This is a genomic window from Undibacterium sp. JH2W (assembly GCF_049340425.1).
Taxonomy (GTDB): Bacteria; Pseudomonadota; Gammaproteobacteria; order Burkholderiales; family Burkholderiaceae_D; genus Undibacterium.
On the sequence record NZ_JBMPOT010000022.1, the window covers coordinates 47,745 to 63,305 of the forward strand.

The following is a 15,561-nucleotide window of genomic DNA, read 5'->3' on the forward strand; positions in this document are numbered from 1 at the left end:
TTTTAATTTTGAATAAGTAATTAATAAAAACACTCCAATCCCAACTTCCGAGACTAACAATGAGACTTTCCAAACTTGCCCTGGCATTGAGCCTGACCAGTCTGATGACTTCAGCATTTGCAACACCTGCTTATTATCGCTTCCCCAGCATACGTGGTGATGCGGTGGTGTTCACTGCCGAAGGCGACTTATGGAAGGTAGCAAGCAGTGGTGGTCAGGCACAAAGACTGACCAGCCACCCGGCGGCAGAAGTCTTGCCCGCCATCTCTCAGGACGGCAAATGGCTGGCGTTTTCCGCCGCCTATGAAGGAGCAACGGAAGCCTATGTCATGCCCATGACAGGCGGTGTACCCAAGCGTATCAGTTTTGAAAATGACCAGGTGGGCGTGCTGGGCTGGACTGCCAGCGGCGAAGTATTGGTCACTACCCTCAATAGCACCGGCCCGGCATCGCACCGTATTGTCGCTGCCATCCATCCGCAAACCCTGATGCGCCGGGTGTTCCCGGTAGCAGACGCGAATGAGGCTGTGCTTGATGATAGTGGTAAATATTTGTATTTCACCCGCTTTGGCTTGCACATGACCAATGACAATGCCAAGCAGTATCGCGGTGGCACCACGGCACAAGTCTGGCGCTACGATGTGCAGGCAAAAACTGAAGCCACACAATTATTTGCCGACGACAAAAGCAATAACCGCCGCCCCATGCTGTGGAAGGGTAAGCTCTATTTCGTCAGTGACCGCAATGGTGCCTTCAATATCTGGAGCGCCAATCTCGACGGCAGCGATGCCCGCGTCCTGACCCAGCACAAGGAATGGGAAGTACGCAATGCCAGCCTGGGCGATGGCAAAATAGCCTACCAATTAGGAGCAGACTTGCATGTACTGGATATCGCCAATGCCAAAGACCAGGCCCTGAGCATAGATCTGGTATCTGATTTTGACCAGCAGCGCAAACGCCTGATCAAAACCCCGCTGGACTATCTGAGCAATGTAGAAATCGCTGGCAAAGAAGAACGCCTGTTGTTCACTGCCCGTGGTCGCCTGACGATTGCCAGCACTGGTCCGCAAAGACGCATAGATTTGCCCGTGCCTGAAAATGCCCGCGCCCGCGAAGCGGTGTTCTCGCATGATGACAAATCCGTGTATGCCATCGTCGATACCACAGGTGAAAATGAAATCTGGAAATTCCCGGCCAATGGCGTCGGCAAACCAGAAGTATTGACCAGTAATGGCGACGTGCATCGCTTCCACATCTACCCTTCCCCAGATGGCCATTGGCTGGCGCATACCGACAAGCGCGGCAGACTGTGGTTGCTGGATCTGGCGACCAAAACCAATCAGCTCATCGACGATGCAGGCAAGATAGGCGCCGAAAAACAGGACGAAGTTATCTGGTCACCTGATAGCAAGACCATTGCCATCGTCAGGGCCAACACCAAAGTACAAAGACCGCAAATAGGTTTGTATGCCCTCGACAGCAAGCAATTGCATTTCGTCACCAGCGACCGCTACAACTCCCATGCACCCGTGTTTTCACCGGATGGACACTGGCTATATTTCTACTCTGAACGCAATTTCCAGGTCAGCAATCGTGGTCCCTGGGGTGACCGCAATATGGGTCCGCATTTTGAAAAGCGTAGCGGCGTGTATGCACTGGCCCTGCAAGCCGGAAATCGCTTTCCATTCAAGCCGGATGATGAGTTGAGCAAATCAACGGATAAATCTGCAGATAAGTCTACTGATAAACCTGCTGACAAAGCAACCGATAAGCCAGCCGACAAAGCAACGGATAAAACTGCAGAAAAAACTGAAGAAGTCAAAAAACCAGTCAAGCCTGGTCTGCCTGCGATACAGTATGCGGGCCTGGAAGAGCGCCTGTATCAAGTGCCACTGGCTTATGGCAATTATCGTGATCTCGCCATTGACGACAAGCGCCTGTATTTCACTGAGTTAGAAGGTACGGATGGCAAAGTTACACTGAAGACTCTGGCCGTCAGCAAGACCTCCCCGCAGCCAGAAATCTTTGCTGGCAATATACGCCAGTTTGATTTGTCAGCCAACAAGAAGCATGTGTTTTACAGCCAGCAAATTGGCATGGGACCTAGTGAATTCTTTGTTGTCGAAGCCGGTGCCAAGCAGCCAGGCGACGTCAGCAAGGCCAAGGTCAATATCAATGACTGGAGTTTCTCCCTCAGCCCCAAACTCGAATGGCAGCAAATGTATGCTGATGCCTGGCGCATGCACAGGGATTATCTGTTCGATGAAAAAATGCGCGGCGTGGACTGGAACAAGGTGCGCAGCAAATATGCCCCTTTGGTCGACCGCATCACTGACAGGGCTGAATTAAATGATGTCTTGGGCTTGATGGCCAGTGAAGTCAGCACCCTGCATTCACAAACCCGCCCAGGCGATATACGCCGCGCCCCACCGGAAGGTCAGGCTGCCTCTCTGGGTGCAGTATTGAGCCGCACTGCAGCGGGCTATCGCATCGATCACATTTATCATACCGAAGCAGAACTACCTTCCGAGCGCACACCACTGTCGCAGCCTGACCTGGATATCAGGGAAGGTGACATTATCACCGCTATCAATGGGCAGGCCGTATTGGAAGCACGTGATATTTCCGACTTGCTGAGCAATCAGGCCGACAAGCAGGTGTTAATGCATGTCAAGCGTGGTGAGCAGCCTGCCCGCGCCGTCATCGTCACGCCTGTCAATATGATGAAGCATGCCAATTTGCGTTATAGCGACTGGGAGCAAAGCCGTAGCGAACAAGTCAGCAAGCAAACGCAAGGCCGTATAGGTTATCTGCATTTGCGCGCCATGGGCAGCCAGGACATCAATAGTTTTGCACGCGACTTTTATAGCAATATAGAACGCGATGGTTTGATCATAGACGTACGTCGAAATCGCGGTGGCAATATCGATAGCTGGATCATAGAAAAACTCTTGCGCAAAGCCTGGGCATTCTGGTCTTCACCTGGCGCTACGCCCGCCACCAATATGCAGCAAACTTTCCGTGGTCACCTGGTGGTCCTGGTTGATGAATTGACTTACTCCGATGGTGAAACCTTTGCTGCCGGTATCAAGGCACTGAAACTGGGGCCACTGGTGGGCAAACGTACTGCCGGTGCCGGTGTCTGGCTGTCAGACAATAATTCCCTGTCAGATAATGGCATGGTCAGAGCAGCCGAAAATGCACAATTCGGCATGGATGGCCGCTGGCTGGTAGAAGGCGTGGGCGTTGTACCCGACGTCGAAGTCGACAATCTGCCGCATGCGACTTTCAATGGCAAAGACCAGCAACTGGAAGCCGCCATACAATTGCTGGAGAAAAAACTCAGAGAGCAACCTGTAAAACCCTTGGTACCGCAAGTCATTCCGCCACTGAAATAATTTGTTCTCAGGTTCGCGAAAATCCCCATAGCCATGCACTGTGGGGATTTTTTTATCACAGTCCATCTTGGACTTCGTCGGCAATCCAGCGCGCACGGGCTGAACATTCAGGCTTACAGAAAGCAGCTTAGCCATGATTATCCCCTCTATCAGCGTAGCGACAACTGCGCGGGCGAATATCTCCCCTGACTTCTGCCGTCGCGACTACCTATCGCCTGCGTGACGGCCTACCACAAACACTCACAGAAAAGCCACGGCAAGCACAGGCTGAGCTGAACTACCAGCAGGCAGCAGACCTGGCGCGAAACAACAAAAATGCAGGGACAGCCAACAATCCAAATGCTGCTGCCCATGTCTGAGCGAGCCACACACAACACCAAGGATTAAATTGAAATTTAAAAATCTCAACTTAAGTCAGCGCAGCATAACAAATAGAACTTAATGAGAGCATAGCGAATTTGGCAAGAGCGGCTTCAGCCGCGAATATCCTGCTCAACAGAAAATAACCGATACGGCAAGGTGTTCGCAGCTAAAACCGCTCCTACATCGACAAGATATAGCACTGCTCTTTAAGGTTTACCTGAAATATGCCTGGAATATGCCTAGAATCAGGGCATCCTCAAAATAAAAAACCTCCCGCAACATGCGGGAGGTTTTCAGACGAAGCCGAGTTCAAGCAGAAATAATCAGAACTGATCTTCCGTCAAAGCCATGACACCCGCACTGCCATCCACAATCGCTGAACGCAAGCCTTGTGCTGCAGACAGGATGTGGTCAGCAAAATAACGAGCAGTCGCAATCTTGGCTTTCATGAAGGCTGCATCGCCCTCGCCTGTATCCAGCTTTTGCTGGGCTACGATGGCGGCACGCGCCATTTGCCAGCCACCAAAAACGATACCTGCCAATTTAAGATACAAAACGCTGCCAGCGAACACGCCCTTGATGTCTTGCTTGAAGTTGGTGACAACATAATCAACCACGTCTTCCAGCGCCGCAGTACCTGCTGCCAGTTGGCGCTGTATCGCCAGCATATCGACAGAACCGATAGCCGTCAATTGTGCTTCTGTCGCACGCATGTCTGCGATAAAGGCTTTTGCAGTAGCGCCGCCATCGCGTGAAGTCTTGCGGCCTACCAGGTCATTCGCCTGTATGGCTGTAGTGCCTTCATAGATCGTCAAAATCTTGGCATCGCGGTAGTGTTGTGCCGCACCGGTCTCTTCGATGAAGCCCATGCCGCCGTGAACCTGTACGCCAGTCGATGTGACATCCAGCGACATTTCTGTCGACCAGCCTTTGACGATAGGCACCAGGTATTCATATTTGGCCTGGTTGGCCTTGCGCACCGCTGCATCTGCATGATGATGGGCAAAGTCGCTGATACCGGCAGCCACATAGGCCAGCGCACGCGCTCCCTCAGTCTGGGCGCGCATGGACATCAGCATGCGGCGCACATCCGGGTGATTGATGATGGACACCGGACCGGCAGAACCCGCCAGGTCACGTGACTGCACGCGGTCTTTGGCATATTGCACGGCCTTTTGGTAAGCGCGTTCTGCCACGCCTATGCCCTGCATGCCAACGCCAAAGCGGGCTGCATTCATCATGATGAACATGTATTCGAGGCCACGATTTTCTTCACCAACCAGTGTGCCTATCGCGCCACCGTTGTCACCAAATTGCAATACCGCAGTCGGGCTGGCCTTGATGCCCAGCTTATGTTCTATCGATACGCAGTGTGCGTCATTGCGTGCCCCCAGGCTGCCATCAGCATTGACCAAAAACTTGGGCACGATGAACAGAGAAATACCTTTGACGCCTTCCGGCGCATCAGGTGTACGTGCCAGCACCAGGTGGACGATATTTTCTGCCATATCGTGTTCACCATAGGTAATGAAAATCTTGGTGCCGTACACTCTGTAAGTACCGTCACCTTGTGGCACAGCACGGCTGCGCACCATCGCCAGATCAGAACCGGCCTGCGGCTCGGTCAAATTCATGGTGCCTGTCCACTTGCCGGAAATCAGGTTTTCCAGGTAGATGGCTTTTTGTTCGTCGCTGCCTGCGGTCAGCAGGGCTTCAATCGCGCCATCAGTCAGCAATGGGCACAGGGCAAACGAGATGCTTGCTGCATTGAGCATTTCTATGCATGGCGTTGCCACCAGCTTGGGCAAGCCCTGGCCACCAAATTCTTGCGGATGCTGCACACCCTGCCAGCCAGCTTCACCAAACATCTTGAAGGCATCTTTAAAGCCCTTGCTGGTGAAAACTTCGCCGTCTTTCCAATAGCTCGGTGCCTGGTCACCAGGGAAGTTCAAAGGGGCCACCACTTCACCGGCAAACTTGGCGTTTTCTTCCAGCACGGCTTCTACCGTTTCTGCCGTTGCATCTTCACAACCAGGCAAGGCATTGACTTCCGTCAGACCGGCCAGTTCGTTGATGAGGAACAACATGTCCTTGACAGGGGCAACATAGCTCATTTTTGTATCCCAAAAAAAGAAAAAGGGGCAGGTCAGGAAGATCGCTTGAATGATGCGATAAACCGCTTACCTGCCCCGTCAGGCCGCCGCAGCGGCCAAGAAATTAACCTAATTCAGCTACAAGCTGTGGAACGATTTCAAACAGATCGCCAACGATGCCGTAGTCAGCTACCGAGAAGATCGGTGCTTCTGGATCTTTGTTGATAGCAACGATAGTTTTGGAATCTTTCATACCGGCCAGATGCTGGATCGCGCCTGAGATACCGACGGCAATATACAGGGTAGGAGCAACGATCTTGCCGGTCTGGCCAACTTGCCAGTCATTCGGCACGAACCCTGCATCCACCGCAGCACGGGATGCACCCATGGCAGCACCCAGCTTATCAGCCAATGGTTCCAGAATCTTGAAGTTGTCGCCAGAACCCATGCCGCGGCCACCAGAAACGATGACTTTCGCAGCTGTCAGCTCAGGACGGTCAGACTTGGCCACTTCGCGAGACACGAAAGCAGATTTGCCAGAATCAGCAACTGCAGCAACAGTTTCGACAGCAGCAGAGCCACCAGTAGCCGCAGCATCAAAGCCTGTCGTACGTACAGTGATGACCTTGATGGCGTCTGTCGATTGCACAGTCGCGATGGCGTTACCAGCGTAGATAGGACGCTCGAACGTGTCAGGGCTGTCTACTTTGGTGATTTCAGAGATTTGCGAGACGTCGAGCTTGGCAGCAACGCGTGGCAAAATGTTTTTGCCATAGGCAGTTGCTGGTGCCAGGATGTGGCTGTAGCCAGAAGCGATTGCCAATACTTGCTCGGCAATGTTTTCTGCCAGGCCATCAGCAAAGTGCGCTGCATCTGCATGCAATACTTTGGCAACGCCAGCGATTTGTGCAGCAGCTTGTGCAACTGCGCCAGCATTGTGGCCGGCAACCAGTACGTGTACATCTGCGCCGCATTGAGCAGCAGCAGTGACGGTATTCAATGTGCTGCCCTTGAGGCCAGCGTTGTCGTGTTCAGCGATGACGAGTGTAGTCATGATGTCTTCCACTTGATGCGTTGTCAGGATCAATATCCGGGCAACAAAAATTATTCTTAAATTCTGTCTTTATGAAAGCTGGAAACTATCAGCCAATAACCTTGGCTTCGTTACGCAGCTTGGCCACCAGGGTCGCTACGTCAGGCACTTTGATACCAGCGCTGCGTTTTGGTGGTTCTACCACTTTCAAGGTCTTGACGCGGGAAGCAACGTCCACGCCCAGGTCTGCTGGTTTGACATTGTCCAGTTGCTTTTTCTTGGCCTTCATGATGTTAGGCAAAGTCACATAACGTGGCTCATTCAAACGCAAGTCTGTAGTGATGATGGCTGGCAGTGTCAAGGACAATGTTTCCAGGCCACCATCTACTTCGCGTGTCACTGTAGCCTTGCCATCAGCAACGGTGACTTTGGAAGCAAATGTCGCTTGTGGCCAACCCAGCAGGGCTGCCAGCATTTGGCCAGTCTGGTTACTGTCATCATCAATAGCCTGTTTGCCGAGGATGATCAGTTGTGGTTGTTCTTTGTCAGCCAGTGCCTTGAGCAATTTAGCCACAGCCAGCGGTTGCAGTTCTGCATCGCTTTCGACCAGGATGCCACGGTCAGCACCAATTGCCATGGCAGTACGCAGGGTTTCCTGGCATTGCGCCACGCCGCAAGAAACAGCGATCACCTCTGTCACCACGCCCGCCTCTTTCAGGCGGGTCGCTTCTTCAACAGCGATTTCATCAAATGGGTTCATGGACATTTTGACGTTGGCGATATCAACGCCAGAGCCATCAGATTTGACACGTACTTTGACGTTGTAATCGACGACGCGTTTGACTGGTACCAGGACTTTCATAGTTCTGCCTTTATGAGCTAATTGGGAAATACCGAATTTAATACCGATTTATACGAAACTTGATACGAATTTTAAAGCTTGATACTGAAAATTTGCTGCCTGACGTTTCGCCATTTTGCTTGCAAGACTGATAAAACGCAGGACTCTTCAATGAATCCCTCATATTACTGCGCTTTCACATCGGCAAATTGACGTATACGTAAATTCTATTGATTATAAAACGAAAACATCAAGATTTTGCACAATTTAGCACGAGCGTTCTTTTTAATCCACTTTGGCACTAGAGCAGAATGCCTAATCCATTAAGGATTTCGCAAGATTAGCAGGCAGTGATGCGGCCAAGACTTTGCCCTAAAGCACTGTTTTTGTTACTGAAGGCGCAGTCGGAGTTTGAGGCAATATACTACCTATCGATGCAAGAAGATTCTGCGGCATGCAGGGTTTCACTCAGCCTTAACCAGGCCGGACAATTTTGTACGCCCCAACATAATTGCGATATAGTGCGGGGCGAATCAAGCCCAAAAAAAATGCCTGGTTAAAAATGAAAAAACCCGCAACAAGATTGCGGGTTTTTTCATCTGCTGCTTTGCCGACGGGTAATCGCAGACTGATGATACTTTGACGATGCTTATTTGCGTTTGATGAAATACTCAAACTCTTTGCTGTTTTCCTGATGCGACAACAGCTCATTGCCAGTTTGCTTGGAAAAGGCCTTGAAGTCCCTGACCGAACCAGGATCAGTCGCCAGCACATGCAGCACTTCACCAGTGAGCATTTCGGCCAGCGCCTTTTTGGTTTTTAAAATTGGAAGGGGACAGTTCAGTCCGCGTGCATCCAGTTCTTTATTGAATTGCATGATTTTCCCAGAAATACAAATTGAGTAAGCACATACGCACTACAATTGATGCACCAATTCTACCGGAATTTTCATTTGTATGGTGCATCGCAGCAGACTAACAACAAAAGACCAAATATTTTAAAAAGTTTCCGCACGAAAATGGTGCAAAACCGAAGATTCTTCGCTCAAAGTCCATATCCTCATCTTAGTCATTAAACTTACTGCTGACTTACTAAATACAGATATTTCATCAAAACAATTGTAAAATTGCCTTTTTATTGGCAATAACATATCAAATTACATCTACAGACATGCACAATATACCCGCTCTGTTTTGCGCTGCAAAAGATGGAAACTACTTACCTTCCCACTCTCTATAGACTGGCTCCAGACCGCGTGTACGCATCCAGTCTGCCATGGCATGGCCGGTGCCAGCATTCCAGGGCCGGAGTTTTTCGGGTTCTATGAGGCGGTATTCCAGCAATTCTGGTGACAGGCTGACTATGCCCGATGCCTTGACGTGATAGGCGATGATGAGTTCATTTTTACGGATGAATTCATAGACACCAATCAGGCTGATTTCATCAGCATCGAGATTGGTTTCCTCCTTGAGTTCACGGGCCACGCCCTGCTCCGGGGTTTCACCACGCTCCATGAAGCCGGTGATGAGGGCAAAGGTATTTTCTGGCCAGGCAGCATTGCGTGCCAGCAGTATCTTGTCATCAAATTCTACCAGAGCAGCCAATACTGGCAGGGGATTATCCCAATGGGTCCAGTGGCCCTCGGGGCAAGCCAGCCTCAGCTTAGCCACTTCTTGTTCATCTGCACGTTCTATCAGTGATGTTGCACAAACCGGGCAAAACTTTATTTCCATGCTGACCTCAGGTTTCCCTCAGCGGTATCATCGCTTGCTTGGGATGTAAACGCGCCATGGCATAACTATCGACATACTGACCATTACGAAAAGCATGCGCGCGCATCATGCCTTCTTTTTCGAAACCAAATTTTTTATACAGATGGATGGCGGCAGTGTTGTCACAAAACACGGTCAACTCCAGACGCAGGATATTGAGCCAGTTATCTGACAAATTCAGCAGCTCGGTCAACAGGGCCGTGCCTATCCCACGGCCGGTAAAGGAATCGGCTACCCCCATACCCAGGTGAGCGACATGTTGCCGCCTTTGCGCCTTTTCCAGATGCAGGCTGGCTGAACCAACCACCACACCATCATAGATGGCGACCAGCCTGGTGTCCTTGGGATCGGTCTTTTCCAGCCGCTCCTGCCACATTTCCAATGAGGGATGTGGCAGTTGCAAAGTACCTGCATAGGTGCCGCCACTGGCAAACACCCTTTGCAGTTGGGCCGCATCTGAAACTTCAGCGCGACGTATATGTATCATAGACGTGAAGTTACCCATTCAGTCACACCCTCCAAGGCTTTTGCCAGGCCGCTGGCATCAGTACCACCCGCTTGCGCCATGTCAGGACGGCCACCACCTTTGCCGCCGACTTGCTGCGCCACAAAATTGACCAGGTCACCAGCCTTGATTTTGGATGTGCTATCCGCCGTCACACCGGCAATCAGGCTGACCTTGCCATCATTGACCGCTGCCAATACGATGGCGGCTGTTTTCAGCTTGTCCTTGAGCTTGTCCATGGTTTCACGCAGGGCTGTCACATCAGCGCCTTCCAGCGTCGCTGCCAGCACCTTGATGCCTTTGACATCCACTGCCTGATTGACCAGATCATCACCCTGGCTGGAAGCCATTTTGGATTTCAGTGTCGCCAGTTCTTTTTCCAAAGCCTTGACATGATCCTGCACTTGCCCGATACGCAGCGTCAGTTCTTCTGGCTGGGTTTTCAGGGCGGCAGCAGCTTCATTGATGCGGCTGTTGAGGTTTTGCACTAGAGTCAATGCCACTTCACCAGTTACCGCTTCTACACGGCGGATACCGGCAGCAACGCCGCCTTCAGCAACGATCTTGAACAGGCCGATATCGCCAGTACGGGACACGTGAGTACCACCGCACAACTCACGCGAAGTACCGATGTCAAGTACGCGCACTTCATCGCCATATTTTTCGCCAAACAAAGCCATCGCGCCATGCTTGACCGCGTCGTCATAGCCCATGACCTGCGCCTGGGTTGCGGCGTTTGCCAGAATTTCACGGTTGACGATGGTTTCTACCTGACGGATTTCATCGGCAGTCATAGGGCCATTGTGGCTAAAGTCGAAGCGGGTTTTTTCCACATCCACCAGAGAACCTTTTTGTGCGACATGGCTGCCCAATACTTCGCGCAAGGCCTTGTGCATCAAATGCGTAGCGGAGTGATTGCGCATGGTTTGTGCGCGGATTTCCTGGTTCACTTCTGCCTTGAGATTCTGTGCAATAGCCAGACTGCCAGATTTCAATACGCCGTGATGGCCGAATACATCTGCCTGGATTTTTCTGGTGTCACTCACTTCAAACACGGCACCATCCGCACCCACCAGCACACCAGAGTCGCCAGCCTGACCACCTGATTCTGCATAGAAAGGTGTGGTATCAAGAACGACAATCGCTTTTTGGCCAGCCTTGATTTCATTGACAGCAGTGCCATCAACATACAGGGCTATCACTTTGGCTTCGTGCTGCAATTGATCGTAACCGACGAATTTTGTTTTTTCACCACTGTATTCAATGGCGGCAGCCATCGTGAATTCGCTATTTTCCTTGCCGCTTTCTTTTTGCTTGCGCATCGCTTCATGGAAACCCGCTTCATCCAGTACGACATTGCGCTCGCGGCAAATATCTGCCGTCAGATCAAGCGGAAAACCATAGGTATCATGCAAGGTAAAGGCTGTTTTGCCATCCAGGTTTTTACTGTCTTTGGCAAGTGCTGCTTCCAATATCTTCATGCCATTGCCCAGAGTTTCGCCAAAGCGCAACTCTTCCTGCTTCAATACCTGGGCAACACGCTCAGCCGCCTCAGCCAGTTCAGGATAAGCAACACCCATTTCCTTGACCAGATCAGGCACCAGTTTGTAGAAGAAAGGCTGGCTTTGGCCCAGCTTGTGACCATGACGCAAAGCGCGGCGGGTAATACGACGCAGCACATAGCCACGGCCTTCATTACCAGGGATGATGCCATCAACGATCAAGAATCCAGCGCAGCGGATATGATCGGCAATCACGCGCAGGGAATTGTGTTCCAGATCAGTACAGCCAGTTTCACGCGCAGCGGCCTTGATGAGATTCTGGAAAGTATCGATTTCATAGTTGGAATGCACATGCTGCAAAACTGCAGACAGACGTTCCAGGCCCATGCCGGTATCCACGCATGGTTTAGGCAGGGGATTCAGGACACCAGCTTCATCTTTATTGAACTGCATGAACACCAAATTCCAGATTTCTATGAAACGGTCGCCATCTTCATCTGGTGAACCTGGAGGGCCGCCCCAGATTTCCGGGCCGTGGTCATAGAAAATCTCGGTACAAGGGCCGCAAGGGCCAGTGTCAGCCATTTGCCAGAAATTGTCGGATGCATAACGCGCACCCTTGTTGTCGCCGATGCGGATGATGCGCTCTACTGGTACGCCGATTTCGTTTTTCCAGATATCGTAGGCTTCGTCATCTTCCTGATAGACGGTGACGGTCAGCTTGTCTTTTGGCAAGCCATAGACTGTCGTCAGCAATTCCCAGGCGTAGTGAATCGCATCTTTCTTGAAATAATCGCCAAAAGAGAAATTACCCAGCATTTCAAAGAAAGTATGGTGACGCGCGGTGTAACCTACATTTTCCAGATCATTATGTTTACCGCCGGCACGTACGCTGCGTTGCGCTGTCGTGGCACGGGTGTAGGCACGTTTGTCCTGGCCGAGGAACACATCCTTGAACTGCACCATACCGGAGTTGGTGAACAGCAGGGTAGGATCATTGCCGGGTATCAGGCTGGAAGAGCGCACACGGGTATGGCCCTTGGATTCGAAAAAGCTAAGGAATTTATCGCGGATTTCTGACGAGTTCATAAATGATGGTTCTAAGCTGAAAAATGGGTGTAATAACGATTGTAACCGCCGATTATACGGTATAAATTCAGCACATTATCTATGCTGGCTGGTGGCAGACAGGCAAGTTTATTGAAAAATCTGTTGAAAAAGGAAAGACCTCTCAACACAGAGGCACGGAGACACAGAGAAAAGCAGGAGAAAAACTGTTTATATCTCAATCAATTTATCGTTGTTTTATCATCATCAACAGGATTGATGACTACAGCAATACGCAAAGAATATGATTATCTTTTTTACAAAAATCACGGCCACCAGCGGAAACTGGCGGCCTGGTTTGGATATGCAGCAACTCAACCAGCAACACTGGCATTGTGCTTTTTATTACGAATTTTCTTGCTGGCGCGGTTTTCTTCATGTTCCAGCTTGGCACGTTCAGCCTTGGTGACAACACCGTCTGCTTTGGCTGCCTGCTTATCGGCTTCTATCTTGGTTTCGCGCTTTTCCAGGTTAGCAGATTCTTTGGCCGTCAAGGCGCCGCTTTCCATGCCTTTGGCGACACGCTTTTGCTGCACTTCCTGGCGCTTATCAATATTTGGGGTATTGGTTTGCGCAAAAACCGAACCAGCGATGAGAGTAGCGACAAGAGCAGCAGCAAATTTGATGGATTTCATGGTTTTTCCTTAGCAGAGAGTATTTTGTACTATGAGCGAACTGCCCATGCGCCATTAACGAAAGCTGGATTTATTTTGATGACAGGGAAAATGTAATCAGTGTAAGCACTTGTAAAGCCATGAAGTCATAGCAAATTTTAGAAATCAGCTGGTATCAGATCTATTCTGTCAGTGCAAAATGCATCGACGCCCCAATGCAGAATTTCTGCTGCCCGCTCTGGTGTGTTGACGGTATAGCAAAATACGCCATAACCCGCGTCTTTGACTTCTCTCACCTGCTCTGGCGTCAGGTGTTTGTGGTTGGTGTGCAAGGCCCTGGCGGCCAGTTCCTGCAGGCGCGCTTTCCAGTCAGGAGTGACTTTATCCATCAAAAACCCGCGTGGTATGGTGGGTGCAGCATGTTTGGCTGCCATCAGGGCGGCAAATGAAAAAGAAGAAAACAGCGGCAAATGCAGGGCATCAACGACGGCAACATCGGCAAACAGGGCTAATGTCTGCTCTGCCACTACCCTGCCGGTTTCTTCCTCAGCCCCTGGAGATGGTTTGATTTCCACATTCATCCAGATGCCATGCTGGCGGCAAAAACCTGCTACATCGGCATACAAGGGGACAGGCTCGCCCTGAAAGCTGTCAGCAAACCATTTACCGGCATCCATATTCTGCAAATCTGCTGCCAAAGTATCTGTCACGCGACCACTGCCAGCCACGGTTCTGCCAAATTCAGGATCATGCATGAGCACAGGAACGCCATCCTTTGATAACATGACATCAAATTCCACGGCGGCAAAACCGTGCTCCCATCCGCAACGCATCGCTGCCAGGGTATTTTCTGGTGCCAGAGTTCCACCACCACGGTGGGCGATGACTTTAGGATAGGGCCACATGATGCGCTCCGTACAAGCTGATAAATAATATTAATAGGATAATCGAAGATGTCGAGCTCGTCGCTACAAAAAACTGCCCTGGGTCATATTCGAGTACTGGACCTGACGCGGGTGCTGGCAGGCCCCTGGTGTGCACAAAACCTGGCCGACCTGGGGGCAGAAGTCATCAAGGTTGAGCGTCCAGGCAGCGGCGACGATACCCGCAGCTGGGGCCCACCGTATTTGCGCGATGCAGAAGGGAATAACACCACTGAGGCAGCTTATTACTTGGCGGCGAACCGCGGCAAACAGGCCATCACGGTGGATATCGCCACGCCAGAAGGCCAGCAAATCATCCGTGAACTGGCGGCAAAATCTGACGTCGTGCTGGAAAACTATAAGGTTGGCCAGTTGAAGAAATATGGCCTGGACTATGAATCTCTGAAATTGATCAAACCTGACCTGGTGTATTGCTCCATCACCGGCTTTGGCCAGGATGGCCCGTACGCCAACCGGGCCGGTTATGACTTCATCGTGCAAGGCATGGGCGGTTTTATGTCATTGACGGGGGAACGTGATGACTTGCCAGGCGGCGGCCCGCAAAAAGCCGGGGTGGCGATTGCTGACCTGATGACAGGTATGTATTCCACCATCGCCGTCATGGCGGCACTGACACACAGGGACAGGACAGGTGAAGGCCAGTACATAGACATGGCCTTGCTGGACGTACAAGTGTCGATGTTGGCCAATATGAATATGAATTACCTGGCCAGCGGCAATGCGCCTAAACGATGGGGCAATGCACATCCGAATATCGTGCCCTATCAAACCTTTGCGACCTCAGATGGCCACATCATCGTCGCCGCTGGGAATGACGGTCAATATAAAAAATTTGTACAAATAGGTGGTTTGCAAGAACTGGCAGATGACCCACGCTTCAGCACCAATCCTCAACGCGTAGAACACCGGGATGTGCTGGTGCCTGTGCTGGCAGAGATGGTCAAACGCAAAACCAAGCAGGAATGGATCAGCCTGCTGGAAGAGGCTGGTGTGCCTTGCGGGCCCATCAATAAACTTGATGAAGTATTTGACGACCCGCAAGTATTGGCGCGCGAAATGCAAATCAATCTGCCCCACCCCACTGCCGGGCAAGTCAAACTTGTGGCCAGCCCTATGAAATTATCGGCAACACCGGTTACCTATCCATCAGCCCCCCCCTTGCTCGGGCAACATACCCAGTCTGTGTTGACTACTGTACTAGGCTATGACGAGCAACAATTGCAGGCCTTAAAGGCAAAAAACATTATATAAAAACAAGCTCGTAAAATCTGGCATGGTTTATTCACGCCAGATTTGCCCGCCTTTACGACAAAAACCGCTGTCTTTATCCTGTTGACCTATGGCCCGGGCCAGAGACAGGTTAAGCTGCAAGCACAAAGATACTCAGCC

The 15,561-nt window shown here is 51.1% G+C and carries 11 protein-coding genes; 2 read left to right on the forward strand and 9 right to left on the reverse strand.

Translation table 11 applies throughout. The features are described from left to right. Positions 1–59 precede the first annotated feature (59 nt). Positions 60–3,398: a S41 family peptidase gene (locus tag ACO0LC_RS25380; protein ID WP_423008429.1), complete on the forward strand. Its 3,339-nt coding sequence runs from the start codon at positions 60–62 to the stop codon at positions 3,396–3,398. Positions 3,399–4,084: 686 nt separating this feature from the next. Here the strand turns inward: ACO0LC_RS25380 and ACO0LC_RS25385 are convergent. From ACO0LC_RS25385 to ugpQ, 9 genes are all read right to left on the reverse strand, one after another. Then, positions 4,085–5,875 (reverse strand): acyl-CoA dehydrogenase, encoded by a 1,791-nt coding sequence (locus ACO0LC_RS25385; protein WP_423008431.1) that lies wholly within the window; start codon positions 5,873–5,875, stop codon positions 4,085–4,087. Positions 5,876–5,978: 103 nt separating this feature from the next. Further along, a complete protein-coding gene (locus tag ACO0LC_RS25390; RefSeq protein WP_423008433.1) occupies positions 5,979–6,908 on the reverse strand; it encodes an electron transfer flavoprotein subunit alpha/FixB family protein in 930 nt (309 codons plus the stop codon). An 88-nt stretch (positions 6,909–6,996) separates the two neighbouring features. Continuing rightward, positions 6,997–7,749, reverse strand: a complete 753-nt coding sequence (locus tag ACO0LC_RS25395; RefSeq protein ID WP_423003499.1) for an electron transfer flavoprotein subunit beta/FixA family protein — start codon at positions 7,747–7,749, stop codon at positions 6,997–6,999. A gap of 628 nt (positions 7,750–8,377) precedes the next feature. Next, the gene (locus ACO0LC_RS25400; protein WP_110257077.1) at positions 8,378–8,605 is read right to left on the reverse strand and encodes a sulfurtransferase TusA family protein; all 228 of its coding nucleotides are present in this window, start codon (positions 8,603–8,605) and stop codon (positions 8,378–8,380) included. A 337-nt stretch (positions 8,606–8,942) separates the two neighbouring features. Beyond that, a complete protein-coding gene (locus ACO0LC_RS25405; protein ID WP_423008435.1) occupies positions 8,943–9,461 on the reverse strand; it encodes an NUDIX domain-containing protein in 519 nt (172 codons plus the stop codon). A 7-nt stretch (positions 9,462–9,468) separates the two neighbouring features. Beyond that, positions 9,469–9,987, reverse strand: coding sequence for a GNAT family N-acetyltransferase (locus ACO0LC_RS25410; RefSeq protein WP_423008437.1), 519 nt, complete (start codon positions 9,985–9,987; stop codon positions 9,469–9,471). Next, entirely contained in the window at positions 9,984–12,596 is a 2,613-nt protein-coding gene (gene alaS / locus ACO0LC_RS25415; protein ID WP_423008439.1) for an alanine--tRNA ligase, read from the reverse strand. The genes ACO0LC_RS25410 and alaS overlap by 4 nt, the downstream gene beginning before the upstream one ends. Positions 12,597–12,928: 332 nt before the next feature. After that, positions 12,929–13,249: a hypothetical protein gene (locus ACO0LC_RS25420; RefSeq protein ID WP_423008441.1), complete on the reverse strand. Its 321-nt coding sequence runs from the start codon at positions 13,247–13,249 to the stop codon at positions 12,929–12,931. Positions 13,250–13,386: 137 nt separating this feature from the next. After that, positions 13,387–14,133, reverse strand: coding sequence for a glycerophosphodiester phosphodiesterase (ugpQ, locus tag ACO0LC_RS25425; protein ID WP_423008443.1), 747 nt, complete (start codon positions 14,131–14,133; stop codon positions 13,387–13,389). A gap of 48 nt (positions 14,134–14,181) precedes the next feature. Here ugpQ and ACO0LC_RS25430 point away from each other — a divergent pair, with 48 nt between their 5' ends. Then, positions 14,182–15,423: a CaiB/BaiF CoA transferase family protein gene (locus tag ACO0LC_RS25430; RefSeq protein ID WP_423008445.1), complete on the forward strand. Its 1,242-nt coding sequence runs from the start codon at positions 14,182–14,184 to the stop codon at positions 15,421–15,423. The last annotated feature ends 138 nt before the right edge of the window (positions 15,424–15,561 follow it).